18 protein-coding genes are annotated in these 26,055 nt (G+C 72.1%); 6 read left to right on the forward strand and 12 right to left on the reverse strand.

The genetic code is table 11. The annotated features are described in order from the left end of the window. Positions 1 to 40 precede the first annotated feature (40 nt). Positions 41 to 859 (forward strand): hypothetical protein, encoded by an 819-nt coding sequence (locus tag WME90_RS42360; protein WP_437277778.1) that lies wholly within the window; start codon positions 41 to 43, stop codon positions 857 to 859. Between the two features lie 550 nt (positions 860 to 1,409). Then, positions 1,410 to 3,476, forward strand: a complete 2,067-nt coding sequence (locus WME90_RS42365) for an ATP-binding protein (protein ID WP_437277779.1) — start codon at positions 1,410 to 1,412, stop codon at positions 3,474 to 3,476. Positions 3,477 to 3,497: 21 nt separating this feature from the next. Here WME90_RS42365 and WME90_RS42370 read toward each other — a convergent pair whose 3' ends face one another. Continuing rightward, positions 3,498 to 4,019 carry a M17 family peptidase N-terminal domain-containing protein gene (locus WME90_RS42370; protein ID WP_437277780.1) on the reverse strand — a complete coding sequence of 174 codons (522 nt, stop codon included), beginning with the start codon at positions 4,017 to 4,019 and terminating at the stop codon, positions 3,498 to 3,500. Positions 4,020 to 4,023: 4 nt separating this feature from the next. Then, positions 4,024 to 5,592 carry a thiamine pyrophosphate-binding protein gene (locus WME90_RS42375; protein ID WP_437277781.1) on the reverse strand — a complete coding sequence of 523 codons (1,569 nt, stop codon included), beginning with the start codon at positions 5,590 to 5,592 and terminating at the stop codon, positions 4,024 to 4,026. A gap of 1,648 nt (positions 5,593 to 7,240) precedes the next feature. Here WME90_RS42375 and WME90_RS42380 point away from each other — a divergent pair. Further along, the gene (locus WME90_RS42380; RefSeq protein WP_437277782.1) at positions 7,241 to 7,561 is read left to right on the forward strand and encodes a hypothetical protein; all 321 of its coding nucleotides are present in this window, start codon (positions 7,241 to 7,243) and stop codon (positions 7,559 to 7,561) included. A 131-nt stretch (positions 7,562 to 7,692) separates the two neighbouring features. Here WME90_RS42380 and WME90_RS42385 read toward each other — a convergent pair whose 3' ends face one another. Both WME90_RS42385 and WME90_RS42390 read right to left on the reverse strand, forming a co-directional pair. Then, complete coding sequence (locus WME90_RS42385) at positions 7,693 to 9,033, reverse strand: hypothetical protein (RefSeq protein WP_437277783.1); 1,341 nt, start codon at positions 9,031 to 9,033, stop codon at positions 7,693 to 7,695. 124 nt (positions 9,034 to 9,157) lie between these two features. Continuing rightward, on the reverse strand, positions 9,158 to 10,357 hold the full coding sequence (locus WME90_RS42390; protein ID WP_437277784.1) for an aminotransferase class V-fold PLP-dependent enzyme: 1,200 nt from the start codon (positions 10,355 to 10,357) through the stop codon (positions 9,158 to 9,160). Between the two features lie 197 nt (positions 10,358 to 10,554). Here WME90_RS42390 and WME90_RS42395 point away from each other — a divergent pair, with 197 nt between their 5' ends. Further along, positions 10,555 to 10,731, forward strand: coding sequence for a hypothetical protein (locus tag WME90_RS42395; protein ID WP_437277785.1), 177 nt, complete (start codon positions 10,555 to 10,557; stop codon positions 10,729 to 10,731). A gap of 111 nt (positions 10,732 to 10,842) precedes the next feature. On the opposite strand, the gene WME90_RS42400 is transcribed toward WME90_RS42395, so the two are convergent. Beyond that, complete coding sequence (locus WME90_RS42400; protein WP_437277786.1) at positions 10,843 to 12,354, reverse strand: vWA domain-containing protein; 1,512 nt, start codon at positions 12,352 to 12,354, stop codon at positions 10,843 to 10,845. A 383-nt stretch (positions 12,355 to 12,737) separates the two neighbouring features. On the opposite strand from WME90_RS42400, the gene WME90_RS42405 reads away from it, so the two are divergent. Next, on the forward strand, positions 12,738 to 13,283 hold the full coding sequence (locus tag WME90_RS42405) for a chalcone isomerase family protein (protein WP_437277787.1): 546 nt from the start codon (positions 12,738 to 12,740) through the stop codon (positions 13,281 to 13,283). Between the two features lie 16 nt (positions 13,284 to 13,299). On the opposite strand, the gene WME90_RS42410 is transcribed toward WME90_RS42405, so the two are convergent. The 5 genes from WME90_RS42410 to acnA all read right to left on the reverse strand — a co-directional run bounded on the left by WME90_RS42410 (position 13,300) and on the right by acnA (position 21,334). Further along, the gene (locus WME90_RS42410) at positions 13,300 to 13,752 is read right to left on the reverse strand and encodes a universal stress protein (RefSeq protein ID WP_437277788.1); all 453 of its coding nucleotides are present in this window, start codon (positions 13,750 to 13,752) and stop codon (positions 13,300 to 13,302) included. A gap of 147 nt (positions 13,753 to 13,899) precedes the next feature. Continuing rightward, positions 13,900 to 14,928 (reverse strand): hypothetical protein, encoded by a 1,029-nt coding sequence (locus tag WME90_RS42415; protein WP_437277789.1) that lies wholly within the window; start codon positions 14,926 to 14,928, stop codon positions 13,900 to 13,902. A gap of 17 nt (positions 14,929 to 14,945) precedes the next feature. Then, positions 14,946 to 17,147, reverse strand: coding sequence for an ATP-binding protein (locus WME90_RS42420; RefSeq protein ID WP_437277790.1), 2,202 nt, complete (start codon positions 17,145 to 17,147; stop codon positions 14,946 to 14,948). Between the two features lie 5 nt (positions 17,148 to 17,152). After that, a complete protein-coding gene (serS, locus tag WME90_RS42425) occupies positions 17,153 to 18,454 on the reverse strand; it encodes a serine--tRNA ligase (RefSeq protein WP_437277791.1) in 1,302 nt (433 codons plus the stop codon). Between the two features lie 126 nt (positions 18,455 to 18,580). After that, a complete protein-coding gene (gene acnA, locus WME90_RS42430; protein ID WP_437277792.1) occupies positions 18,581 to 21,334 on the reverse strand; it encodes an aconitate hydratase AcnA in 2,754 nt (917 codons plus the stop codon). A gap of 61 nt (positions 21,335 to 21,395) precedes the next feature. On the opposite strand from acnA, the gene WME90_RS42435 reads away from it, so the two are divergent. After that, complete coding sequence (locus WME90_RS42435; protein WP_437277793.1) at positions 21,396 to 22,241, forward strand: SOS response-associated peptidase; 846 nt, start codon at positions 21,396 to 21,398, stop codon at positions 22,239 to 22,241. Between the two features lie 164 nt (positions 22,242 to 22,405). Here WME90_RS42435 and WME90_RS42440 read toward each other — a convergent pair whose 3' ends face one another. Further along, complete coding sequence (locus tag WME90_RS42440; RefSeq protein ID WP_437277794.1) at positions 22,406 to 23,185, reverse strand: hemerythrin domain-containing protein; 780 nt, start codon at positions 23,183 to 23,185, stop codon at positions 22,406 to 22,408. A gap of 355 nt (positions 23,186 to 23,540) precedes the next feature. Continuing rightward, positions 23,541 to 25,838, reverse strand: a complete 2,298-nt coding sequence (locus WME90_RS42445; RefSeq protein WP_437277795.1) for a sulfatase-like hydrolase/transferase — start codon at positions 25,836 to 25,838, stop codon at positions 23,541 to 23,543. Positions 25,839 to 26,055: the final 217 nt, after the last annotated feature.

Genomic DNA, 26,055 nt, shown 5'->3' on the forward strand with positions numbered 1-26,055 from the left:
CCACAGCCGAGCCCGCGCCGATCCGGACCGGAGCCCGCCGATGACGCGGCGATCGATCCTGCTCGCCGCGGCCGCGGCCGGCGCCGCGGCGCCGCTGCTCGCGTGGGGCGCGCTCGCCGGGCGGCGTGCCGCGCCCCTCTGGATCGGCGCCTCCTGCGCGATCGCCGCCGCGATCCCGCTGCTGCTCCTCGTCGGCGGCGTCGTCCGGGAGAGGCTCGCCGCGAGGCCCGGCCGCTCCCATCGCCAGGCGCTCGCGCCTCGGCCCCCGCGGGCGCGGCAGCGGGCCGCGCGCTCCGCGGATCTCGCCTCGACGCCGCCGACCCGCCTCGACGATCCGCGGATCATCTACGCCTACGCGGCCCAGGCCGTCGGCCAGTCGCTCGCGTGGGAGGGCAGCTACAAGGCGGCGGCCGCCTCGGTGCGCGACCTGCCGCGCGACTGGATACCTCCGCAGGTGCGGGTGCTCGTCCTCTCCAACCTCGCCCAGTGGCAGCTCTGCGCTGGCGACATCGAGGCGGCCCGGCGGCTCCTCCCGGACCTGGACGACGAGCGCGCGCCGGCGTCGGTGTGGCCGCTCGTGCGGGGAGCGCGCGCCGCGGTGCTCGTGCGCACCGGCGACGCAGAGGGCGCGCTCTCCCTGGTCGGCCGCCGCGACGGCGAGCAGGGAGAGCCGACCGAGGTGCGCCAGCGCTACCGCATCACCCGCGCGCACGCGCTCACCGCGCTCGGCGAGCCCGCCGCCGCGCGCGCGGAGCTCCGCCGGGTGGTCGACGACGTCGGCGTCGACGAGCTCTGCCGCTGGATTCCCGCGGGCGGGCCCGCCCGAGCCACGATGATGGAGCTCATCGACGAGGGCTGAGGAACTCACGCGTTCCCCGCCCTCCCCCGCCGCGGCTGGCTGTCCGGCCCAGCCTTCGAGACACAGGAGCTCCCCTCGTTCGCTGCGCGCTCACGCCCTCTCGCGGCCATCGCGGCCGTCGCGCCGCCGCGGCTCTCCGAGCCCGGCATCCGTCTCACTCGAGTCAAGCTCACCGAGGCGAGCTGAGCCGCTTGTCAAGCATCATTTCCCTGGTTTGTAGCGCGGGAACTTCCCCTCTACCGGCTCCGGGCGTTCGAGGCCCACAGAGCGCATCGTGTGCGCTTGCGCTGGGATTCCGGACGTCGGTGGGGGCCGCAACGTTGCGAGCGCTCGGCGGCTGTTAGAAAAAGGATGCTGTACGCAAAGTGCATCGGGCCAGGTAGCCTTTTCCCGTCGGCCGGGGGAGAACGCATGCCAACCTGTATGGGTGGCCAATGAGGGTGGAGGCGCCACGGGGGGTCATCGACGGGTGCTGCACCGGTTCAACCAGTCTCACGCGCCCCGTCCTGGCGACAGCCCTCGCTCGCCGGAGCCTGCCCGGGAGGCTCCCGTGAACCGCCCCGCGGATGCACCGTCTCATCGCATCCTCATCGTGGACGACAGCCCCACGTACCTGAACCAGGTCGCGCAGGCCATGCGCGACGAAGGCTACGTACCGGTGCTCGCCCACTCGGGGGAGGAGGCGCTCGCCCGGCTCACGGTGGCGCGCGTCGACGGCATCCTGCTCGACATGGTGATGCCGGGCCTCTCGGGCCCGGCCACGTGCCTCCGCATCAAGGCGAACGCCTCGTGGCGGCCGATCCCGCTGCTCATGCTCACCGGCCGCGACGATCACAAGGCGATCCTCGACGCCCTCTCGGCCGGCGCCGACGACTTCGTGACGAAGACGGGCGAGCTCACGGTGCTGAAGGCGCGCCTGCGCGCCCAGCTGCGCAGGAAGCACTACGAGGACGAGAACCGCAGGATGCGCGAGCTCCTCCTGCGCCGTGAGATGGAGGCCGCCGAGGCGCGCGCCGACCGGCGCCTCAAGCAGAGCGAGGAGCGGTTCCGCCTCATCGTGGAGGGCGTCCAGGACTACGCCATCTTCATGCTCGACCCCGCGGGCCGCATCGCCAGCTGGAACCCGGGCGCCGAGCGCATCAACGGCTACCGCGCCGACGAGATCATCGGCTGCCACTGCTCGGTCCTCTTCCCGCCGGAGGACGTCGAGCTCGGCAGGCCCACCGCGGAGCTCCAGTCCACCGTGGAGACCGGTCGCTCGATCCAGGAGGGCTACCGCGTCCGCAAGGACGGCACCCGCTACTGGGCGCACGAGGTGATCAGCGTGCTCTTCGACGAAGCCGGCCAGCTGCGCGGCTTCGCGAAGGTCACCCGCGACGTGACGGAGCGCCGCCGCGTCCACGAGGCGCAGCGCATCCTCGTCTCCGCCGGGCAGATCCTCGGCGAGTCGCTGGATTTCGAGGAGACCTTGCGGCGCGTCGTCCGCGTCGCGCTCCCCGACTTCGCGTCGATCTGCGTGCTGCTCTTGCAGGACGAGTCCGGCGCGATCGATCGGCAGGTGACCGCCCACGCGGACCCATCCATGGCGATGGCGACCGAGCTCCTCGGCAGGATCACGGCCGACTCCGCCGGGCGTGGCATCGGCAGGGTCCTGCGCACAGCGCAGCCGGAGCTCATCCCCAAGGTGACCGACTCGTTCGTCCGGGCGATCTCCTTCGATCAGGCGCACTACGAGGCGCTGCGCTCGCTCTCGCTCGCCTCGCACCTCACGGTCCCGCTGACGGCGCGCGGCCGCACGCTGGGCACGCTCTCGTTCGCCTCGACGCACCGGCGCTACGACGCGGTCGATCTCGACCTCGCGCAGGATCTCGCGCGGCGCGCGGCGCTGGCGGTCGACAACGCGCGGCTCTACCGGGAGGCGCAGCTCGCGGTGCGCGCGCGCGACGATTTCCTCACGATCGCGTCGCACGAGCTCCGCACGCCGCTCACGCCCATGCAGCTGCAGGTCGACGGCCTGCTGCGCGCCGGCAAGCGCGGCGGCCTCACCGCCGAGCGCGCGACGCCGCGGCTCGAGATGATCAAGCGCCAGGTCGAGCGGCTCGCCCGGCTCATCACGAACCTGCTCGACATCTCGCGCATCTCCGCGGGCCGCCTGCAGATCGAGCTCGAGGACGTCGACCTCGCGGCCACGGTGAACGAGGCGCTGGAGCGGTTCCGCGAGGAGCTCTGCGCCGCTGGCTGCCCCGTCAACCTCTCGGCCCCCCCCTCGATCGTCGGCCGGTGGGATCGCCTCCGGCTCGATCAGATCGTCACGAACCTCCTCTCGAACGCCGTCAAGTACGGCGCCGGCAAGCCCATCGACGTCGCGCTGGAGGACCTCGCGGATCGCGCCCGCCTGACGGTGCGGGATCGGGGCATCGGCATCGCCCCGGAGCAGCAGGCCCGCATCTTCGAGCGCTTCGAGCGCGCCGTCTCCAGCGAGAACTACAGCGGCTTCGGCATGGGGCTGTGGATCGTGCGGCAGATCGCCGACGCGCTCGGGGCGACGATCCAGGTCGACAGCCGGCCGGGCGAGGGGGCGACCTTCACCGTCGACCTGCCGAAAGAGCCTGGCTGACGTCCCGCCGCGCGCCCGCGGCTACAGCGCCCGCCGCACCCGGCGGCGCTGCTCGATCATGTGCTGGGTGATCTGCTGCCTGCCCTCGGCGCGCTCCACCAGCGTCCACACGTTGTCGCCGCGCTCCCTGCCCGCGCAGTCGAGCAGCGCGTCGGCCGCCTGCTCGGCGGGGATGAGCCCGTCGTGTCGCCCCGGGAGCTCCACCACGGGGGCGCGCGTGCAGAGCCCGCCCATCGTCGCGAGCATCCGGCGCACGACCTCGCGGAAGATCGCCTCGTCGAACGCGTCGCGCCGGCCGGCGCCGAACAGGACGAGCTTGTCGAACGCCATGCGCGGCTTGCACGGGATCATGACGACCTCGCCGAGCTCGCCGGTGATCAGGCCCTGCCGTCTCAGGTCCGAGATCCGGCCGCCGAGCCGCCAGTCGCAGAGGCCGGCGACGCCATGGGCAGGCCGCGCGTCGCTGAACGGGGCGCACGCGAGCACCTCCGAGTCGAGCTCGTCGAGGCTCTGCAGGTCGGGGGAGATGAACCGGAGCTCCACGGGATCAGACGCTGATGGCGCCCTTGCGGAAGTCGCTCTTCGCGATCTTCACGTTGACGCAAGCGGGCCTGCCGCACCGGAACGCCTCGTCCAGCGCGGGCCCGAGCTCTTCGACGCGCTCCACGCAGGCCCCGAAGCCGCCGAGCGCCTCGACCACGCGGTCGTACCGGGTGAAGTCGAGCGACGTCGCGGGCGCGCGGCCCTCGCCGTAGAGATCCACCTGCCCCCGGCGGATCTGCGTCCAGGCCGCGTCGTTCCCGATCACGCTCACGACGGGGATGCCCTGGCGCACCATCGCCTCGAACTCGAGCGCGTGGAAGCCGAACGATCCGTCGCCGTACACGAGGACCACGTTGGCCTCTGGCCGCGCGAGCTTGGCCGCCATCGCGTAGCCCGGCCCCACCCCGAGCGTCCCGAGCGGGCCGGGGTCCATCCAGAGCTGGGGCCACTCGAGCTTCAGCACGTTCGCGGCCGTGGCCACGAAATCCCCGCCGTCGCCGATGACGATGTCGTCCTTGCCGAGCCGCCTGCCGATCTCCGCGCAGACGCGCAGCGGGTTCGGCGGGTCGCCGTCGCTCGCGATCTCCGCCAGCATCTTCGCGCGCGATCTCTCCTCGGCCTCGCGCACCGCCGAGAGCCACGGCTCGGCCGCCTTGTCGGGCACCTCCGCGAGCAGCTGCTCCAGCACGACGCCGCTATCTCCGTCGATCCCGAGGTCGACGCGGCGGTTCCTGCCGAGCTCGCTTCCGTCGAGATCGATCTGGACGACCTTGGCGGCCGGGCCGATGGCGCGGCCGTACTCGAGGCGGAAGTCGAACGGGGTCCCGAGCACCACGCACAGGTCGGCGTGCGAGAGCGCGAAGCGGCGGGAGCGGCTCATCAGCCCCGGGTGCGCGTGGGGCAGGGCGCCGCGGGCCATGCCGTTCAGGTAGAAGGGCGCCCTCACCGCGTCGGCGAAGCGGCGCAGCGCATCGCGCCGGGGCGACCAGCGGAGCTGGCTCCCGACGAGGAACATGGGCCGCTCCGCCTCCCTCAGCATGGCCGCGAGCCGCGCGACCGCGGCCGGATCCCCCCCGGGGCGGGGCGGGGCCGCGGGCGCGGTGGCCGGCGCGTCGTCGCCGGCGTAGCTCATCAGGAGGTCGAGCGGGATCTCGAGGAAGACCGGGCCGGGCACGTTCGCCTGGGCGATGCGGAAGGCCGAGTCCACGTACTCCTGGATGCGATCGGTCGACGGGACGGAGACGCTCCACTTCGAGATGGGGCGCATCAGCTCGACGTGGTTCATGTCCTGCAGCGAGCCCATGTCGGCGAGGGCGCGCGGGCCGGCGCCCCCGAGGACGACCATCGGGATCCCTGCGCGCTGGGCGTTGGCGACGGCCGTCACCACGTCCGTGACGCCCGGCCCCGCGGTGACGGCGCACACCCCCGGCCTCCCGGTCACCCTCGCGTAGCCGTCGGCGGCGTGGCCGGCTGTCTGCTCGTGTCGCACGTCGACCACCCGGATGCCGTCATCCAGGCACCCGTCGTAGATCGCCTGGATGTGCCCGCCGCACAGGGTGAAGAGGTGCGTCACCCCGTGTCTCGCGAGGGCTTTTGAGACGAGCCTGCCGCCGTGCACCTGCGCCATGGGCCCGGGCATATACCATGTGCGCCCCAGCGTCCTCCCGGTGAGCGATGGGCTCGCGGCGCCGCCCGGTCGCGAGCGCGGCGCCGCCCAGCCGCGAGCGCGCGCGGCCCGGACCGCGCCGCCGGCCCGGTCCGCCCGTCGCTCGAGTCGGCGCTCCGACGACAGGCCGCGCGGCCATGTCAGCGGCCCGACGGCCATCGCGCTGCGGCGCCGCGTGGACAGGCCCGCTCCTCGACATCACCGGCGCTGGTGCGTCGTGTCTGGGGGGAACCCCCTATTGACCAAAGGTAGGCAAGTGTTCTTCCTAACCTCTCGACCTCGTCGGAGCTCTCTCTGGATCAGCGAACCACCTCCCCTGACGGGTGATCCACGCTGTCGCCCGATCAGGTCGGCTATGCGGCCGCCGCGGAGGATAACCCCTCTTCTCAGGGCGTAGCTGTAAAAATACAGCTCGACTACAGCGCGGACTCCGACCTTGGCTTCGAGGTCGTCGTGCTCACCGCCACGATCGGCGCCTTTGCGATCGCTTGTTCTCTTCTATCTGGGCGACGAGATGATATAGTTGGGTCCTTATTGCAGGTGCCAGCTCGACACCGCCACCTCTCTCGACCTCTCCCCGGTGCCCCTGCTCCGCAGCCGCCGGCCTGGGAGAGGGCCCCGCTCTCTGTCGACGGAGCGATCGCGCCGGGGTCCGGCGCACGTCATCGTCGGCGTGCCCGTAACCTGGCGGAAACATTTCTCAGGGGGCTCGGCAGATCGCGCCCACGAGCTTCTGTGAGGAACGTAACCGGTTCACCATTGCTGCGGCGTTCCGCGAGCCCTGGGTGGTTGGCGAAAAAGAGCGTGTCGCGCTCGCCGCGCCCTCGCGGTGCGCGCGCGGCGCACCCGGTCGCGCTCTCCGTCGCGCGCCGGGGGAGGGCTGCGGCCGGCGGGTGGCAGCTCTTGCCCGTGGCCGTGTTGGCGCGGCTCGCGCACCGCGGGGTGATGACACACGATCTCCTTTACGTGTGCTCGCCAACTCCTTTGCCTCATGCCGACCTCGACGGGCTCGGGGCGGCGTCGAGCCGATGCGGCGATCTCGGCAGCGCCATCGCTGAACACGAGCCATCGTGTGCGACGGCCTCGTGGACGCTGCTTTCAAAACCTACGTCCCGAGCGGCGTCCACCATGTGTGCGCAGACTTCACCCGTCCGGGCGTGCCTGACATCCGACTGTCAACTTGCTTGCGCCGGAGCGCACCGGGCTCGTCTCCGTCCACGGCGCATTATTTCATCAATGCGCGATCGCTCAGGGCACCACGCGCTGCTGTCGCATCGCGACGAGGAGCTGATTGCTCGGCGAATTTCGCGCGCCGCCCAGCGTGGGCTCTCCCGCGCTGGCGGCGCCGTTCCCGCGGCGCCCATTTCAAATATCCTGCTCTCACAGAACGTTACCCAATACACCAAAATGACGCGTGACTGCTTACATGAGCTGGCGAGCTTGTTGTTTTCTATTTCGGGAAGGCTCTGTATCGGTTATGCGGGATAAGAGGACGCGCAATCGCGCTTCGCTGGAGTAGCATCGTCCTATGTCGGAGCCCCCTAGTAGCAGTCAGTTGATCCGGATACCCGTCGTGCTGGCGCTCGACTGCAGCCCCCATTTTCTGGCTCGTTGTCGCAGGGTTGCAGCGCGAGCTCGCTTCCTCGTCCGCTCCTGCGAGGCGGCGTCGGCGTGGGGGGTGGCCGTCCGGCTCCGCCCGCTGGCGATCGTCTTGCCGAGCCACTTGCACGATCGCGCGCCGCGGACCTTCGAGCTGCTCGCGGAGGACGCGGGAGCGCGCCTCGTCGTCGTGGAGTCCGAGCAGCTGCCCACGGGCGAGCTGGAGGGGCACATCACCCAGGCGATCGGCGAGGCATCCCGCGCGCGGGGCGCCTAGAGCGCCGAACGAAACCGGAGGTGTTGAGAGGCGCTCCAGGCAGGCGTGGCCCGTCGCCGGGCGCCCCGGCCGCGCCGCGGGCCTCGGAGCGTGTCTCGGTAGGGCGCACGGGCGCCGTACCGGACAGGCCCTCAATCGACGCGGACGCCCATCGTCAGGTGGAACCCCCACGTGTGATCGAGCGGCGGGCCGAGCTCCTCATCGACGGGCAGCAGCAGCCCCGTTCGGAGGAACGCGAGGTTGCGCTCCATCGCGAGGAAAGGCTCGATGGCCAGGACGTAGAGATTGCGCGCGACGGCGTGCCGGACGCCGACGTTGTCGAACGTGGGCAGCGCCATCCCTTGCGCGCGCAGGCCGCCGCCGATCCCGTGGCCGATCTGGAGCTCGACGGCGTGCTGGATCGCGACCTCGTACTCCTTGTTGCGGCCGAGCGGGATGTAGAGCACGGGCTCGAGCTGCAAGCGCGCGATCATCAGTTGGCCGAAGTGGGCCTCGGCGCCGAGGCGCGCGTGGATCGGGAGGATGCTCGGGAAGTACTCGTGGAGATCCCAGTACGCCCGGCTGGCGCTGACCGGCTCGTAGCTGCTGTGGTGGTGGGTCCGGCCCGAGAGCGTCGCCAGCCCGACGTCGCCGCCCACCGTGATCCAGAGCGTCCGGCCGATGCTGGCGACGTGATGCGCGCCTAACGTCGCGTTGCCGAGCACGGCGTCGGTGCGCTCATCGACCGCGAACCCGAAGGGGAGCCGGACGTCGAGGAACGTGTGCGGGGCGAACGGCACGCGGGCGAAGAGGGCGACCGAAAGCCCGGAGACGTCGCTATCGCCGCCGGTGAACGAGGAGGTCTCCACGCCGATCGCGCCACGCTGGCTCAGCGGGACGTTCCCCCAGTCGATGGCTCTTTTACCGCTCGACACGGGCGCGGGCGGCCCCAGCTCGGTGTCCGAGAGGGACAGGACCCAGGGCGTCGCCGCGCTGCCCTCGCGGCCCGCCTCCGGCCCGCCCGCCTTCCCGGCCGGCGACGCCGAGCCTGCGGGTGGCCTGGCAGCTCCCGCCGTGGATTGCGCATCTTCCGGCGCGAGCGGCGGCGCCTCTGGCTCAGGTGCGCCCGCCGCCGGCGCGTCGGACGCCGCGGGCGGCTGGGGCGCGCCGGGCAGCGGCGTCGCGGGCGGCTGCGGTGTGCCCGCTGCCGGCGGCTGTGGTGTGCCCGATGCCGGCGGCTGCGGTGTGCCCGCTGCCGGCGTGCTGCCCGGTGCCGACGTCGCAGGCGGCTGCGGTATGCCCGCCGAGGTCGCAGATGGCTGCGGCGTCGCGGGCGGCTGCGGTGCGCCGGGTGCTGGAGGCGCCCCCGCCGATGCGGGCGGCGCGGGGCGAGCTGTCGGGCGAGGCGTCACGGGCTGCGCAGCGGACGAGGTGACCACGAAGGCCGCCGCCAGCCATGAAAGCGAGGACAAGACCAGGATTCGACGTGGCATCGTGTCTCCTTGGAGCGCGCATCCTATCGTCTCCTCGGACGCGCGCGCTTACTCCGGCAAGCGCTGGACGCGTCTTCCACCCAGCCGCGGAGCGGCGGCGCCAGGATCGAGCCCCTCGCGCGCGCTACAGCAGCGCGGTGAGGGCGGCGGCGAGCCGCTCGTACTGCGGCCTGTCGTTGTAGATCTGGGCCGAGATCCGGAGGTGCCGCCTCGGCGACGCGGGCCAGGCGAACACCGGCACCTCGATCCCCCACCGCTCGAGGAGCGCGTCCTGGAGCGGATCGAGGCGCGGCGCGGACGACGGCGCGTCGGGGAGCGGCACCGTCGCGAGCGCGCCGATCATCGCGTCGGGGCTCGGCGGCGAGCAGCCGAGCGCCCCGCACAGGAGGTCGCGCGCGGCGAGCGCCGTCGCCCGGTTGTGCGCCTCGAGCGCGGGCCAGCCCCCGGGCAGGAGCCCGCCCATGAAGCGGAGCGCGTCCGCGACGCAGAGCGCCGCGCTGGGGTCCGCCGTGCCGGTCCAGTCGAACTCGAGAAGGAAACGCGACCTGTCGGTGCGCGGTGAGTTGGCGCCGTGGCTGATGGAGAGAGGGCGGACCAGACCCTGCTTGTCCCGCCGCACGTGGAGGAACGCCGCGCCCTTCGGCGAACACAGCCATTTGTGGCAGTTGCCGGTGTAATAGGCCGCCCCGAGGGCGCGGAGATCGAGCGGCACCATGCCGGGCGCGTGCGCTCCGTCGACGAGCACGTCGACGCCGCGCCCCGCGAGCTCCGCCACCAGGGAGGCCACCGGGAACACGAGCCCCGTCGGGCTCGTCACGTGGTCGACGAGGACGAGCCGCGTCCGCGGCCCCACGCGCGCGAGCACCGCCTCGACCACCTGCTCGGGCGCCTCGATGGGGAACGGCACCGGCGCGACGACGACGCGCGCGCCGGCGCGGGCCGCGACCGCCTCGGCCGCGTTGTTGCAGGCGTTGTACCCGTGGTCGGTGATACAGAGCTCGTCGTCGGGTCGGAGCGAGAGCGACCGCAGCACCGTGTTGACCCCGACGGTCGCGTTGGGCACGAACACGAGGTCGTCGGGGTCGGCGCCGACGAAGGAGGCGAGCGCCCCCTGGGCCGCCTCGAGCAGCGGCCCGAGCTCGCGAAGGAAGAACCGGACCGGCTCGCGCTCGAGCTGGTCGCGGTAGCGCTGCTGCGCCTCGAGCACCGCGCGCGGGCAGGCGCCGAACGAGCCGTGGTTCAGGAAGGTCACGGCCGGGTCGAGCGACCAGAGCCCGCGCGCGGCGTCGAGGACGCGCGACTCCGGGAAGGCGTTCGGGTTCATGGCGAGGATCGGAGCCCGGGGAGGCGGCGTGCCAGAGGGCCCGGGACAATGTCGCGCGGGACCCGACCGCTGTCGAGGGCGTCGGGTCCCGCGTTGGGCGTGTCCTTACAATCCATGATGGATCGTGCCGTCAATGTTGAATCATGGATCAACCATGACCGGATGCCGGCGGTCGTGCAGAGCCGGTCAACCCATCCATGATGGACGCCGCACCGGCTCATCGCATGACGAACACCGCACCTGCCCATCCCATGGTGGACATCGCACCGGCTCATCGCATGACGAACACCGCACTTGCCCATCCCATGATGGACATCGCACCGGCTCATCGCATGACGAACACCGCACTTGCCCATCCCATGATGGACACCTGAAGTATCCCCTCGAATTTTCCCATCAAGGATGCCGCACCCGCCCGTCACGGACGGGCAGGCAAGAGCATCGACGGACAGGCATCATCGGCGCGCCTCGACGGCCGCGCCGGATCAGCGGCCCGACCAGACCGGGGAGGCGCTGTTCATCTCGAGCGCATCCATGCGCCGGGCCGCGGGCGGGGCCGCCGCGGCCGCGCGCGCGGTCTTTCGCGCGCTCGCCACCGCCGAGGCCGCTTGGACGGCGCGCTCCTTGTCCTTGTCCGACCGGGCGCGCGCCGCCTGCTGCCGGAGCCGGTCCTCCGCTGCGGCGAGCTTCGCCTCGGCCGCGCCGAAGTTGCCCGAGCTCACCTCCTGGGCCGCGTCGAGCTGCATCATGCCCGCCTCGATCACCGCGGCGATGGTCTGGGTCTTCTCGTTCTGGCGCGCGGCGACGAGGCCCGGATCGCTCGTCACATCGTAGCGGGCGACCACCTCCTGCACCCGCGGGAGGTTGCCGGCCTCGGCGTCGCGGAAGTGCAGCCGCACGCTCGCGAGCGGGTGCGAGCCGGCCGCCGGCGCGTTGACCCTCACCCGCACGAGCATCTCGCGGTGCTGCCCCCCGAACATCGTGCCAAGGAGCACCCGGAGCGCGTCGCCAGCCCGCTCGGTGCGCTCGCTCGGGACGTCGAGCACCTCCACGCCGGGCGCCGGGACGATCTCGACGAACGCCCCCGTCGCCGCCGTCGTCTGGAGCAGGGCGAGCTCGCGCTCCAGGACGGCGGACATCTCGCGCGCCTCGGAGAGGTGGTACAGCCTGCCGCTGGAGCCGACGGCGAGCGCGTTGAGCGTGCGCTCGTCGTAGTCGGCCCCCACCCCGATCGACGTGATCTGCACCCCGTGGGAGGCCCCGCGCTGGGCGAGCGCGCCGAGGACGTCGGGCGAGGAGGGCCCGATGTTCGCCTGGCCGTCCGAGATGAGCACCACGCGCCGGACGGCGTGCGTCGACGGCGCCGTGAGCGCGTGCTGCTCCGCGAGCCGGAGGCCATCGAAGAGGTTCGTGCTGCCTTCAGGGCCGAGCGCGGCGATGGCGCGCGCCACCGCAGGGCGCGTCGACGGGCCGAGCACGGTGGGCGAGACGCGCGCCTGCGCGGTGTCGGCGAACGACGCGACAGAGACCAGATCCCCGTCGGGGAGCCTGTCGACGAACGCCTGCGCCGCCGCGCGGGCGTGCTCCATCTTGGGGCCCTGCATCGAGCCGGAGGCGTCCACGAGCAGCACGACCGCGGCCGGCGTGCGCGGCTGTCCGCGCGCCGCCCGGGCCGCCGGGACATCGATCCACACGCCGAGCTGCGTCTCGCGCGTCCCCGGCAGCACGAAATCGCTCGCGCCCGCGGCGCCGATCCAGACCCCCTGGTTCCCCGCGGGCGCCGGCTCCGGCCGGGGCGACGGCGCCTCGGCCGCCGCCGTCGGGGCCACGGCCACGGCGACCCTCTTCGCCTCGTCCTCCCCCTTCGCCCCGTCCTCCGCCGCGCTGCCCGGCGCGGCCGCCGCGGCCGCGGCGCTCGTGCCCGGAGGCGCCGCCGCGCTGGCCGCGCAGCTCAGGGCCGCCCATCCCATCAGCAATCCAGCGAGCATCGTCCGCATCGAGAAGCTCCTTCCGCCGCAAGCCATGGCGCGGCCCACGGGGGGATCGGCGTCCCTCCGCCGCGATCTCCCGGACCCCGCAGCGCGCGGCTTCTACGGACCGGGCCGAAAAAAGATCTCCGGGAGAGCCCGCCGCGGCCGGCCTCGCGCGGGCGGGAGCGCGCCGCCTCGCGGGCGGAGCCCCCGTCGAGCACACGTCCATGGGTCGTCCCTGCCTGACTCCAGGGCACATCTCGACATCTCGCGATATCGGCGACTCCCGACGTCCCGCCGTCGGTGGTTCGGCTCTTGCTCGCTCACGACCGTCGACGGGCGATCGCCGGAGCGCGGCGCCCGGACACGATGCGCCGCACGGCGCGGCGAACCCGGAGGAGGTCGATCCAATGCACTTCGCGCGAAGCAAATCTCCAGCTCTTCTCGCCGCGTTCGCGGCGATCTTCCTGGCTGTCGGGAGCCTCCTTGCTCTGCCGGGTTATACGCTCACCGGCACGGGCGTCCGCGTGAAGACCATCGGCGCGGTCAACATCGATGTCTATCGGATCAGCCATTACATGGAGCAGCTCCCTGCCACGAGGTCCAGGGAGGCCGTCATCGACATGGACACGAGCAAGAAGTTCGTCTGGACGATGCTGCGCGACGTCGACCGCGCGAGCATCGTCAAGGCGCTGCGGGACGCCTATGCGTTGAACCAGTATTCGGACACGCCGAAGATCGAGAGGTTCGTGGCGGCGTTCCAGGGAGACCTCAAGTCGGGGGCCGAGGTCACCATCGAATACGACCCGCGCGCGAAGGCGACCACCATCACGGTCGCCGGCGGCGGGAAGGCGACCGTGAGCGGCATCGATTTCATGAAGGCCACCTGGCGGATCTGGCTGGGCAAGATCGATCAGCCCAGGTTGAGCGACGAGCTCATCGGCAGGCTCCACTGAGGCAGGAGGGCCCCCGTCAGTCCGACGGCTTGTCGCGCACCACGAGCACCGATCGGTTCGTGTGGTTCACGACCTTCGCCGCGGTCGTCCCGAGCACCTTGTCGATGCCCGAGTAGGTGTCGTGCGACCCGATGACGATGAGATCGGCGTTCTCCTCGTCGGCCGTCCGGCAGATGACCTCCCAGGCGACGCCGACGTGGATCACCACCTTCGCGAGGAGCTCGGGCGGCACGTCGCGCGCGAGCTGCTCAAGCTCCTCCCGGTCGCTCCGCTCCAGGATCTCGGGGACGCGGGTCGGCGACTCGTTCAGCGCCTCCGCGGGGAGGCTGTGGTGCAGCCCGATCCCGCGCACGAGCACGAGCCTGCCGCCGAGCTTCTGCGCGAGGTCCACGCCCTCCGCCAGGACGAGCGGCGCCCTGGGAGAGCTGTCCAGTGCAACGAGGATGGTCCGGGGGTGCTTGAGACTCATGGCGTCCGCCTTTCGTGCGGTGACGTACCACCATCTTCTTTAGCCGACCTTGCGCCGGGCGCGCAGCGCGTCTCTCGGAGGCGGCGCGCCGGCCCGGCCGCCCGCGCCGGCCCGGCCGCCCGCGCCGAGCCGTGCGTCCGGCGTAGATCAGGCGCGGATCGTCACGCCATGGTCGCGATCGTCCGTGAGGATCTCGAACGCCGCGCGCCGCGCCGTCGTCAGCGTCTCGATCCCGACCTCGCGGCCCAGGCTCTTCCGCCGCAGGGTGACGGTGCAGGCTGCGATCTTCGTGTTCAGGCAGTGCTTCACGCCGCCGGGCGGGTTCCGATAGGCCAGGCCGACAAAATCGCCGGCGGACGCGGAGATCTGCCCCTCGACGCTCAGCCGATCAGTCTCCGTCCGGAAGCGCCAGGTGAAGTAGTCGAACGAGGCCTCGGCGCGGACCGACTGGACAAGCGAGCTCAGCGCGATCTCCTCGCCGCGATGCCGCAGGACCAGCGGCGTCATGTTCGGCGTCCAGAGCGGCCCGATCTTCAGGCGGGCCGTGGCGACCTCGAGGAAGCTGTCCGGGTGGCTGTCGAACCCGGCGACCTGCCCCCAGGCGTACAGGTCCGTGTGCTTCGTCCCCCAGTTGTGGTTCTGGCTGCCCACCCAGCCCGTCACGTCCACCTTGCGCCCCGCGGCGCGGAGGGCGCCGCTGTAGACGGCCATCGGGGCGCCGACCAGCGCCTTCGCCTTCGGCAGCGGGGCGCCGTAGAGGGCCGCAGGGAGCAGCAGAAGGGGCTCCCCGCCGCCCTCGTACCCGAGGTCCCAGGTGATGGCGTCCTCCCCCTCGCCCGCCGCCCCGGTGAGCCGGCCGAGGCTCAGCCGGGCGCCGTCGATGGCGACCGACAGGCCGTCGCGGGCGAAGGAGCAGCGACCGGCGAACGGGACCTCGCGCTTGGCGACCACATGGCGCCCCGTCTCGCCGTCGAAGTAGACCGCCCAGAGCTCACCCTCCGCGGCCTCGGGCCGCCCGGCCGGGCTGAAGAGCGTGTAGCGGATCCAGAAGGCGAGCGGCCGCGTCGGGTGGTTCGCGCGCTGGAAGAAGCTCTCGTAGAAGCCTCCCCGCTGCCCCGGCCGGTAGCGCGCGTGGTTCGCCTGCTCCCGGATCGTCCTCGCCTTCGCCCCCGCCATCGAACCCCCGCTCGAGCCTAGTGCCCCCGCTTCGACCCGCCGCTCAGAAGATCGGCGATGACCCGCTCCAGATCGTCGAGCGAGATCGGCTTCGCGATCTTCGGGTTGTCCACCCGCTCCACGAACTCGCGCGCGCTCGGCGTGAAGGCGCCGCCTGACATGAAGGCCATCTTCGGCAAGAGCTGCGGGAACCGCTCCGCGATCTCGTCGTACAGGGCCATCCCGCTCATCTGCGGCATCAGGAGATCGCAGACGATCGCGTCGATCCGGCCGCCGCGGTCCCGCAGCAGGTCGAGCGCCTCGTGGCCGCTCTTCGCCACGAGCACCTCGTGCCGCTCCTCGAACGCGCGCGCGAAGGCGTTGAGCAGCATCGGCTCGTCGTCGACGAACAGGATCGTCCCGCGCGACGACGCGCGCGGCGGCTCCGGCGCCGGCCGCGGCGCGGGCAGATCCGTGGGGTTCAGGCCGGTCAGGCGGATCGTGAAGACGGTGCCGACGCCGGGCGTGCTCGACACCGTCATCGTGCCGTGCTGCTCCTCGACGATGTTGCGCGACACCCAGAGCCCGATCCCCGGGCGCGCGCTCTCTTCCTTCGTCGTGAAGAACGGGTCGAAGATCCGCTCGACGACCTCCGGGGTCATCCCGCGCGCGTTGTCCTCCACCTCGACGTGGTGGACCCCGGCGTCGAAGCGCGTCGTCACGCGCACCATGTTCTCGTCGCGCGGGCGGTTCGGCATCGCCTGCGCCGCGTTGATGAACAGGTTCACGAACACCTGCGAGAGCTTGCCCGGATAGCCGACGAACGGCGGCATCGGGCCGTAGTGGCGCTCGATGCGGCAGAGCTGGCTGAGCTGCGGGCCCGTCATGCGCAGCGCGAGCTCGATCACGTCGACGAGATCGACCCGCTCGGGCTTTCGCTCGCTGCTGCTCGAGAAGAGGTTGAGGTCCGTCACGATGTCCCGCATCCGCTCGACGCCGGCGAGCGCCTCGTGACACGAGCGATCGATGAGATCGATGGCGCGCAGCAGCTCCTCGTAGGACCCGGAGGCGACCGGGCGCGCCGCCGAGACGAGCTTGTGCGCCCCGCTCCGGATCTGCTCGAGGTTCGCCATCACCCAGGCCATGGGGTTGTTGAGCTCGTGCGCGACGCTCGCCGCGACCTGGCCGATCGAGGAGAGCTTCTCGCTGTGGAGGATCTGCGCGCGGCGCGCGACCTCCTCGGTGACGTCGCGCATGAGCGCGAGCGAGGCGTCCTCGCCGTAGAGCCGCGTGATCCGGACCGTCATCACCTTGGTCAGCCCGGCGCGCGTCCCGCAGCGGATGGTGGCCTCCCGCGGCGCCTCCGCGCGCGACGCCGACATCACGAGCATGCGCAGGGCCGGCACGTCCGCCGCGACCGCGAGCGCGGTGATCGGCCGGCCGATCCACGCCTGGCGCGAGTGCCCGAAGAGCGCCTCGAACCGCACGTTCAGCCGCGTCAGCATCCCCTCCTGATCGATCGTCGCGAGGACGTCGGACGAGAGCTCGACGATCTCGCGGTAGCGCTCCTCGGAGGCGAACAGCGAGCGCTGGGCGTACGCCTCGGCGAAGCGGTGCTCGAACTGGAGGAGCAGCGCGTCGACGGCGCGGAGCACGTCGATCGACGTCGAGCCGTCCGCCTCGGCGTCGTCGTGCGTCGTGTCGAGGACGCCCGCGACCGCGGTGCGGAACTCGGACGCGGCGATCAGGGGACCGCTGATCGAGTACCCGGTCGCGTAGCGCTGCTCGACGAGGTGCGTGATGAACTCGTCGAGCAGCGTCTCGCTGCCGTCCTCGAGGATCCTGGTGAAGGCGGCGAGCCACGAGCGCACGTTCTCCGTGACCTCGCCCACGGGCCGGTCCGTGTACCGACCCCGCTCCGGCGGCAGCGCCAGGACGTTCTCGATCCAGTCGTCGATGAGCTCGTCCTTGTGCCGCTTGCAGAGGTCGAGCAGCCGCCGGCGCGCGAGCGCCATCGACGTCTCCGCGCTCGTCGCGGGCGGGTGGACCTGCGAGCGCCGCTCGCCGTCCCCTCCATTGCGCCCGCCCCGCGACTCCGGGATCTGCGAGCGCCGCTCGCCGTCCCCTCCGCTGCGCGCGCCCGGCGGCTCCGGGATCTGCGAGCGCCGCTCGCCGTCCCCTCCGTTGCGCGCGCTCTTCGCTTCCGGCAGCTCGCGCTTGGCTTGCTCGTCCGCTGCCATCGCCGTTACCTGCCGCGGAGGACCTCGCAGCCCATGAACGCCCGGAGCGGCTCAGGCACGACCACCGTGCCGTCCGCCTGCTGGTACTGCTCCAGGATCGCGATGACCGTCCGCCCCACCGCGAGCGCCGACCCGTTCATCGTGTGGACCAGCCGCGGCTTCGCCTTCGGCTCGGGCCGGTAGCGGATCTGCGCGCGGCGCGCCTGGAACTCGCCGAAGTTCGAGCAGCTCGAGATCTCGCGGTACACCCCCTGGCCGGGCAGCCACACCTCGAGATCGTACGTCTTCTGCGAGCCGAAGCCGAGATCGCCGGTGCAGAGCGCCGAGACCCGGTAGTGCAGGCCGAGCCGCTTCAGGACCTCCTCCGCGTGCGCGGTGAGCAGCTCGTGCTGGCGGGCCGAGTCCTCCGGCGCCGAGAACCGCACGAGCTCGACCTTGTCGAACTGGTGCTGCCGGATGAGCCCGCGGACGTCGCGCCCGTGGCTGCCCGCCTCGCTGCGGAAGCACGGCGTGTACGCCGTGTAAGCGATCGGCAGCGACGCGCCGTCCAGGATCTCGTCGGCGTGGAGGTTCGTGACCGGGACCTCGGCCGTCGGGATGAGGTACAGGTCGTACGCCCTCTCCGGGTCGCTCTTCTGCGTCTTGAACAGGTCCTCGGCGAACTTGGGCAGGTTGCCTGTGCCGAACAGGGCCGAGTCCTTCACGAGGAAGGGCGGCAGCACCTCGAGGTAGCCCTGCTCGCGCGTGTGCAGGTCGAGCATGAACGAGATGAGCGCGCGCTCGAGGCGGGCGGCGGCGCCCATCAGGACGGTGAAGCGCGCGCCCGAGAGCTTCGCCGCGCGCTCGAAATCGAGCAGGCCGAGGGCCGTGCCGATGTCCCAGTGGTTCTTCGGCGTGAACGAGAAGCTCGGCTTCTCGCCCCACACCCGGACGACCACGTTGTCCTCCTCCCCCGCGCCCACGGGCACCGACGGATCCGGCACGTTGGGCACGCTGGAGAGCACCTCGGTCATCCGCTTCTCGAGCTCGGAGACGACCTGCTCGGCCTCCTTGATCCTCGTCGACAGCGCCTTCAGCTCGTCGCGCTTCTGCGCGAACTCGGGCGATTTCTTGTCGAGGCGCGCCATCGCGTCGTTCGCCGCGTTGCGCTCCGCCTGCCACCGCTCGAGCGACTGGATGTTGGACCGCCTCGCGCTGACCGTGGACGCGAAGTCGTCTCCTAGGCTGGCGGCTGCGGCGGGCGAGCGGCGAGCGAGCGCCGCGCGCACCTCATCGAGGTGCTCTGCGACGTAGCGAGGATCGAGCATGCCCCAGGGTTTAGCCGAAGCCCGCACGCGCGTCAGCAGCCGCGACGCGCCGCTCCGCATTCAAAGATGGGTCCGCTCCCGCGCTCCCCGCCAGACGCGCGGCGGGGAGCGGCGCGACGGGAGGCGCTAGGCGCTGGCGCCCAGGCTGCGCAGCACGAACTGGAGGATGCCGCCGTGCTGGTAGTAGTCGACCTCGTTCGGCGTATCGATGCGCGCGGTGACGGTGAAGGTCTTCTTCGCCCCGCCTTCGCCGGTCGCGACGACGTTGAGCTTCTTGCCCGGCGTGAGGTTGTCCGAGATGCCGTCGATCTCGAACACCTCGCGCCCGGTGAGCCCGAGGGTCTGCGCGTCCTCGCCCGGCGCGAACTCGAGCGGGAGCACGCCCATGCCGACGAGGTTCGACCGGTGGATGCGCTCGAAGCTCTTCGCGATGACCGCGCGCACGCCGAGCAGCTTGGTCCCCTTGGCCGCCCAGTCGCGCGACGACCCGGTGCCGTACTCGGCGCCGGCGATCACGAGCAGCGGCACGCCCTCGGCCTTGTACTGCATGGCCGCGTCGTAGATCGTCGTCTTCTCGCCGTCCGGCAGGTGGACGGTGATCCCGCCTTCCTCGCCGGGGCGCAGGGCGTTCTTGAGGCGGATGTTCGCGAACGTGCCGCGCATCATCACCTCGTGGTTGCCGCGGCGGGCGCCGTACGAGTTGAAGTCGGCGGGCGCGACGCCGTGCTCGACCAGGTACTTCGCGGCGGGGCTGTTCTTGGCGATGTTGCCGGCCGGGGAGATGTGGTCGGTCGTCACCGAGTCGCCGAGCAGCGCGAGCACGCGCGCGGCCCGGATGTCGCTGAGCGGCGCCGGCTCCTTCGACAGCCCCTCGAAGAACGGCGGCCTGCGCACGTAGGTCGAGCCCTCGTCCCACACGAACGTCTGGCCGCCCGGGACCGCGAGCTTCTGCCACTCCTCGTCGCCGGCGAAGACGTTCTCGTACTGCACCTGGAACTGCTCGGGCCGCACGGCCGTCCGGATCGCCTCGTTGACCTCGGACGAGCTCGGCCAGATGTCCTTGAGGTACACCGGCTCGCCGTTGCGGTCCGTGCCGACCGGCTCCTTGAAGAGGTCGGCGTCGACGTCGCCGCGCAGCGCGTAGGCGACGACGAGCGGCGGAGAGGCGAGGAAGTTCATCCGCACGTGCTGGTTGATGCGGCCCTCGAAGTTGCGGTTGCCCGACAGGACGCTCGCCACGACGAGATCGTTGTTGCGGATCGTGTCGCCGATCACGTCAGGCAGCGGCCCGGAGTTGCCGATGCACGTCGTGCAGCCGTAGCCGACCATGTGGAAGCCGAGCGCCTCCAGGTACGGCAGGAGCCCCGCCTGGCGCAGGTAGTCGGTGACGACCTTCGACCCGGGGGCGAGCGACGTCTTCACCCACGGCTTCACCGTGAGCCCGCGCTCGACGGCCTTCTTCGCGAGCAGGCCCGCGCCCAGCATGACCGCCGGGTTCGACGTGTTGGTGCAGGACGTGATCGCGGCGATCACGACCGAGCCGTGCCGCAGCGTGTAGCGCGTGTCGCCCTCGGTGATCTCCGCCGGGCGCATGATCTTCTCGAGCGCGGGCACGCGCGCTGCGGCGTGGCCGGCCCCCTCCTCGAGGAACGCCTTGACCGCGGGCGCGTCGGCGGCGGCGAACTCCTTCTCGAGCATGCCCTGGAGCGAGGCGCGGAAGGCGCGCTTCGCGTCGCGCAGCGTGACGCGGTCCTGCGGCCGCTTCGGGCCCGCGATCGACGGCACCACGTCGCCGAGGTCGAGCGACAGGGTGTCGCTGAAGACCGGGTCCGGGGTGCTGTCCGTGCGGAACAGCCCCTGCTCCTTGTAGTAGGCCTCGACGAGCGCGACGAGCTGCGCGGGCCGGCCGGTGAAGCGCAGGTAGGCGATCGTCTCGTCGTCGACCGGGAAGAAGCCGATCGTCGCGCCGTACTCGGGCGCCATGTTGGCGATCGTGGCGCGGTCCGGGAGCGAGAGCGCGCTCAGGCCGGGGCCGTAGAACTCCACGAATTTCCCGACCACCTTCTTCTGCCGCAGCATCTGCGTCACCGTGAGGACGAGATCGGTCGCGGTCGCGCCCTCGGGCAGGCTGCCGTGGAGCTTGAAGCCCACGACCTCGGGGATGAGCATCGAGAGCGGCTGGCCGAGCATCGCCGCCTCGGCCTCGATGCCGCCGACGCCCCAGCCGACGACCCCGAGCCCGTTGATCATCGTGGTGTGCGAGTCGGTGCCGACGAGCGTATCCGGGTAGACCAGCGTGCCCTGCCGCATGACGGCGCCCGCGAGGTACTCCAGGTTGATCTGGTGGCAGATGCCCTGGTCGGGCGGCACCACGCGGAAGTTCGTGAACGCCTGCGCCCCCCAGCGGAGGAACGCATAACGCTCCTCATTGCGCTCGAACTCGAGCGCCGCGTTCACCTTCACGGCCGTCGAGGACGCAAATCGATCGACCTGGACCGAGTGGTCGATCACCAGGTCGACGGGCTGGAGCGGGTTGATCTTGAGCGAGTCGCCGCCGAGCTTCGCGAGCGCCTCGCGCATGGCGGCGAGATCGACAACGGCGGGCACGCCGGTGAAGTCCTGGAGCAGCACGCGCGCGGGGTGGAAGGCGATCTCCTGCGAGGGGCGGGCCTTCGGGTCCCAGTTGAGGACGGCCTCCACGTGGTCCTTGCGCACCACGCGCCCGTCCTCGTGGCGGAGGAGGTTCTCCAGGAGGATGCGGAGCGAGAACGGGAGCTTGTCGATCGACGCGCCGCCTTGCGCCAGCGAAGTGAGCTTGTAGTAGGTGAATGTTTCGGCTTGAACCGTCAGCGTGCTCTTGGTGCCAAAGCTGTCGACCATGCGGCCTCCTCCAACGTCCGGAGCGCCCTTGTAGGCGCCCCGAAGCCGCTAATCTAGTGTTATGTGCGCGCGCTTCACCCTCACCCTTCCGGACTTTGCGACCCTCGCCGCGATGCTCGAGGCGTCTCTCGGCGGGGGCCGCTCGCGCAGCGGTCCGGCTCGGTCGATTGCCGCTGATCCGGAGATAGCGGCGATGTTTCGACCTCGTTTCAACATCGCACCTGCGACCGTCCACCCGGTGCTGCGCGCGCGGGGTGGCCAGCGCGCGCTTGTGGCAGCGACCTGGGGCTTCGTGGGGCGCTTCGCCAGCGGCAGCGCCGGGCCTTCGCTGCTGGCCAACGCGCGCGCCGAGAGCGCGCGGACGAAGCCGACGTTCCGCGACGCGTTCGCGTCGAGCCGCTGTGTGGTGCCGGCGGACGGCTTCTACGAGTGGAGCGGGCCCAAGGGCGCGCGGCGGCCGACCTGGTTCCACCCTGCGGGGGGCGGGCTGCTCCGCCTGGCCGGGCTCTGCCAGCCGGCGAAGGCCCCCGACACGGGGGGGCTCGACCTCCGTTTCACGATCCTGACCACCGAGGCGAACGCCGACGTCGCGCCGGTCCACGACCGCATGCCCGTCCTGCTGGACCCCGAGGACGTGGACCTCTGGCTCGGCCTCGGCGGCGGCGCGGACGCGGATCGGGCCGAGGCGCTGCTCCGGCCGGCGCCTCGCGGCGCCCTGGCGGCGCGCCCCGTCTCGCCGCGGGTCAACTCGGTCGCCCACGACGACCCTGCCCTGCTGCACGAGATCGCGGCGGAGCACGCCGCCACGAAGGCCGCTCCTCCGAAGGCCGGTGGCACGCTTCCGCTGTTCGATCTGGGGGACGGCGCGAGGCCCGCCGCCCCCTCCGGCCGGAGCTCGCGCCGTTGACCTACCGCGACGTGGGTGAGGGTCAGCTTTGCCCGAGAAAGATCACAGGGAGGCAGGGAGGCAGAGAGATTTACTAGGTTTTTCTCCCTGCCTCCCCGCCTTCCTGTTCCAATTTGGACCAGTCCCGCGGCGTGCGCCGATGTGCGCTGGCGCGCTCGTGACGGTCAGCGTGCGGAGGCGCTGCTCGTGCGACCGCCCTTGCGGCCCGTGCGGCTGGTCTTTGCCGGCCGGCTCGCCTTCCGTGGGGTCGCGGCTCGCCCGGCCTTCGCGGGCGGCGTGGGCGACGTGGGCGCCGTCTTCTTCCGTCCGGTCGCGGCGGTGCGGCGTCCCTTCTGCGCGCGCGTGCCCCGCGCCGGCTCGGCGCGCTGCGTCGACGCGCGCTTCCCCGGTGCGCGCTTCGCGGGCGGACGCTTGGCCGCCGCCTTGCGCGCCGACGGCTTCGCTGTGCGGGCGCGGCGGCCGGCGGCGGGCATGCTCTTCGCGACGTTCCGAGCGAGGAGCGCCTCGACGTCGCTCTCGCGCACCTGGCCGAAGCGCATCGCCAGGCGGCTGCCGAGCTCCTCGAGGCGCTCGGCGCCCATGGCGCTCTCGACCTGGGGGAAGAGCTCCTTCTCCTCCTCCTCGACGTGGTGCTGCACGAGCTCCTTGAGCACGTCGAGCCTGGCGTGAAAGGTTTCGTCACCCGGCTCGGTGCTGAGCAATTTCTGCAACATGAACTCGACGAGGGCGTGCTCCTCGTACGAGGTCGGGATCAGGGGGGAGGCGCCGAGCGCCTCGCGGCTCTCGGGATAGAAGATCTCCTCCTCGATGGCCGAGTGGCTCACGAGGGTCGCCACGAGCTCGTCCCGGAGCGCGCCGATCTCGTCGTTGTCGGCCTGCGACATGCGCTCGAAGAGCTCTTCGACTTCCTGGTGATGCTCCTTCAATAGGTCGGTCGCCTTCATGCGGGGGACTCCTCTCAGGGAAAGATGAAGCGCCGTCGAGGCGCTCTTGGCCTGTGCGGTCTGCGGGGTTTGCGCGAAGCATGCCAGGCGCCTCCCGCGCGCGAAGCGAGCGCGCGACGCGCACGCGCGGGCGCGGGCGTACGTCGATCGACCCGCGCAGGGGGCGTCGCGGCGCGCGCGACGTGGGGCGTGCTGCCTCGCAGCGAGGCGTCATGTCGCCGCCGGCGCGTGATCCCGCGCGGCCTCCGCGATGTCGCGGACGCCTTTGCCCGCGCCCGGCGCACGCGCGCCGCCGGGCGCCGTCAGCGGGCTTTGCTCGGCCCGCGGGCGCGGGCGCGCGTCGATCGCGCGGGCCTCACTGCGCGCCCCATACGTTGAGCACGGCCGCCGTGTCCGCGTCGATCGTGGCCGGCTCCCGTTGCGCCGCGGGCGCGCGCACGGACAGGTCGAACGTCACGGTGCGCCGGAAGAGCGCCACGGTGGCGAGGGGCATCACCTCGCGGCGGTTGAAGGCGCAGGTCGGGTCCACGTCGAGGTCGCAGAGAAAGGGGGGAACGCCGAGCCGACCCGAAAGCACGAGGTTGCCCCAGCGCGTGGAGTAACGATCGCCGAGGGCGGCGATCTGGGGGCCGCGCTCGACGCCCTCGAGGCCCGACGCGACCGCCGCCAGATCCCTCCCGAGCGGCTTGCGGGCGAACGAGAGGCCGAGGGCGGCGAGCGCCGTGCGCGCGACGTCGACGATCTCGGTCGGGGCAGAGATGCGCTGGCCGGCGTACAGATCACCGGGAAAGTGGACATAAAGCGGGAGCGTCAGGATGGGCTCCTGGAGGTCCACGCCCTCGGCGTAGAGCGCGGCGTCGGAGCGCCCGCTGGCCAGATCGCCGGTCACGATGAAGAGGGTCTCGTCCCACAGGCCGGCGGTCTTGAGGGCCCCGATGAGGTTGCCGAGGGCGCGGTCCTGGGCGGCGAGGGCGATGGAGAACAGGTCGCGGATCCGGTCGCGATCCTCGGGGCTGAGGACATCGCGGCGCCGGCTCCGCAGCCTGGCCAGCACCTGGGCGGCGCGGCGCGGCTCGATGGGGCCGGCGTACTCGGCGGGCTTGAGGGCGTTCAGCTCCTTCGGGCTGACCTCCCAGGGCGGGTGGCCGCCGCGCGCGTGGACGAACGCGAGGAGGCGGTTGGAAGCGTCCTGACGGACGGTCTCGCTGATCCAGGCGGTGGCGGCGTCGATCGGGGTGGTGGCCGTCTCGCCGCTCGTCGGGGGGTGCTCGAGGACCCGGGACCAGCCGGGCCCGAAGCCGAACGCCCGGAAGGTGGTGGGGACGCCGGTGAAGAAGCCGGTGCGGACGCTGCTGTCGCTCGCGATGGCGCCGATGGTGGTCACGTGGGCGGGGAGGCGGGCCCCGGTGTCGACGACGGTATGGGCCGCCGGCGGGAGGCCGGTGAGCAGCGACGCGGCCACGGCGGAGACGACCGTGCTCGGCCCCCGGTGGTGATCGAACGTCGTCGCGGACGTGGCGAGCTCCGAGAGCGTGGCGAGGTGCGGCTCCGGGTGACCGCTCCACGGGGGGAGATCGGGCCGCTCGACCCCGTTCAGGGCGACGATCACGACGGCGCGCGCCGCGGGCACGGGGGGAGGGGGCTCCTGAGATCCGGCGAGGACGGGGTCGCCGAAGAGGATGCGTCCGCCGCGGGCCGCGGCGGCGGCGCGGAGCTCGAGGGAGATGAGGGAGCCGGCGAAGGGCGCGAGCGGCAGATCGACGTCGGTCCAGGTCGCTTTGTCGCCGCCCTCGACGTGGACGCGATGGATCACGAGGGGCTCCTGGCCGTCGCGGAGGACGCGGATCTCGGCGTCGCCCTCCCCCGCGCCCAGCGCGCCGATGGCGGTGCGGAGGCGGGTCACCCTGGAAGGGCGAAAGGCGCAGCGGACCGCGCCCGGGGCGCGCAGCGCGATGGACCGGTGGGGGACGCCCGACAGCGCGGCGGCGGGCGCGACGACGTCGCGCAGCGTCGGGGGGCCGTACGTGGCCGGGTCCTCGTCGGGGATGCCGACGCGCACCCAGTCGACGTCGGCGAACGACTCCCCCTCGCGGAGCCGGCCGGAGAACTGGAGCGTGAGGGTGTGCAGGCCGGGGTCGGCGGGGAGCGTGGTGGTCGGGGTCGCGGCGATGCGGATCTGGTCGCGCTGGAGGCGGAGCGTGCCGAGGAGCTGGTCGTCCAGGGAGACGGTGGCGTACTTGGAGGTGAGCCCGACGGCCCGGGCGGACACGAAGATGGGGCTCGCGGACGGCAGGACGAACGTGAGCTTGATCTGCCGCTCCGAGATGCGCGCCCAGGTGGATCCAGCGTGCTCGACCGCCTGGATGCCGGTGGGCACGGTCCCTTGCCACGCGAAGCGGCCGAGGAGCGCGCCCGCGCCCGTATCGAACAGGAGCCCTCGGTGCTCGAGATCGCAGCTCGGCAGCTCGTCGACGAGGTGCACGACGTCGCGCGCCACGGGCAGCGGCGCCGCCGGGGGGCTCGCGGCCGCCGCGGCCGGGGCGTCCGCAGGCAGATCGCGGGTCGACGTCTCGCACCCGGTGCAGCCGGAGAGGAGCGCGGCCGCGGCGGAGGCGAGCGTGAGCGCTGCAGAGGGACGGAGGGTTCGGATCACGCGGGCGCGCACGGGGCGTGCTGTACCACGAGCGGGGATCGCGCGAGGTCCTCACGGTCGTGGAGCGCGACGGCGCCCCGCGGCGCACGCCGGGACCTCTCTGCGGCGGAGGCTGCAGCGGGGTGGCGAGGGCATTCCCCCACCCTGCCGGAATGATGGAACACCAGGTCGCGTCGGAGCTTGCTCGCCGGCCGGTATCGCCCCTGTCACCGTCCCG

The sequence above is a fragment of the Sorangium sp. So ce375 genome (assembly GCF_051473855.1).
GTDB lineage: Bacteria > Myxococcota_A > Polyangia > Polyangiales > Polyangiaceae > Sorangium.

Excerpts from the sequence above, each read along its gene's own strand:
- WME90_RS42360 (WP_437277778.1), top strand. The coding sequence starts at position 41 with ATGACGCGGCGATCGATCCTGCTCGCCGCGGCCGCGGCCGGCGCCGCG.
- WME90_RS42385 (WP_437277783.1), bottom strand. The coding sequence starts at position 9,033 with ATGCCACGTCGAATCCTGGTCTTGTCCTCGCTTTCATGGCTGGCGGCG.
- WME90_RS42390 (WP_437277784.1), bottom strand. The coding sequence starts at position 10,357 with ATGAACCCGAACGCCTTCCCGGAGTCGCGCGTCCTCGACGCCGCGCGC.
- WME90_RS42395 (WP_437277785.1), top strand. The coding sequence starts at position 10,555 with ATGATGGACGCCGCACCGGCTCATCGCATGACGAACACCGCACCTGCC.
- WME90_RS42400 (WP_437277786.1), bottom strand. The coding sequence starts at position 12,354 with ATGCGGACGATGCTCGCTGGATTGCTGATGGGATGGGCGGCCCTGAGC.
- WME90_RS42405 (WP_437277787.1), top strand. The coding sequence starts at position 12,738 with ATGCACTTCGCGCGAAGCAAATCTCCAGCTCTTCTCGCCGCGTTCGCG.
- WME90_RS42410 (WP_437277788.1), bottom strand. The coding sequence starts at position 13,752 with ATGAGTCTCAAGCACCCCCGGACCATCCTCGTTGCACTGGACAGCTCT.
- WME90_RS42415 (WP_437277789.1), bottom strand. The coding sequence starts at position 14,928 with ATGGCGGGGGCGAAGGCGAGGACGATCCGGGAGCAGGCGAACCACGCG.
- WME90_RS42420 (WP_437277790.1), bottom strand. The coding sequence starts at position 17,147 with ATGGCAGCGGACGAGCAAGCCAAGCGCGAGCTGCCGGAAGCGAAGAGC.
- serS (WP_437277791.1), bottom strand. The coding sequence starts at position 18,454 with ATGCTCGATCCTCGCTACGTCGCAGAGCACCTCGATGAGGTGCGCGCG.
- acnA (WP_437277792.1), bottom strand. The coding sequence starts at position 21,334 with ATGGTCGACAGCTTTGGCACCAAGAGCACGCTGACGGTTCAAGCCGAA.
- WME90_RS42435 (WP_437277793.1), top strand. The coding sequence starts at position 21,396 with ATGTGCGCGCGCTTCACCCTCACCCTTCCGGACTTTGCGACCCTCGCC.
- WME90_RS42440 (WP_437277794.1), bottom strand. The coding sequence starts at position 23,185 with ATGAAGGCGACCGACCTATTGAAGGAGCATCACCAGGAAGTCGAAGAG.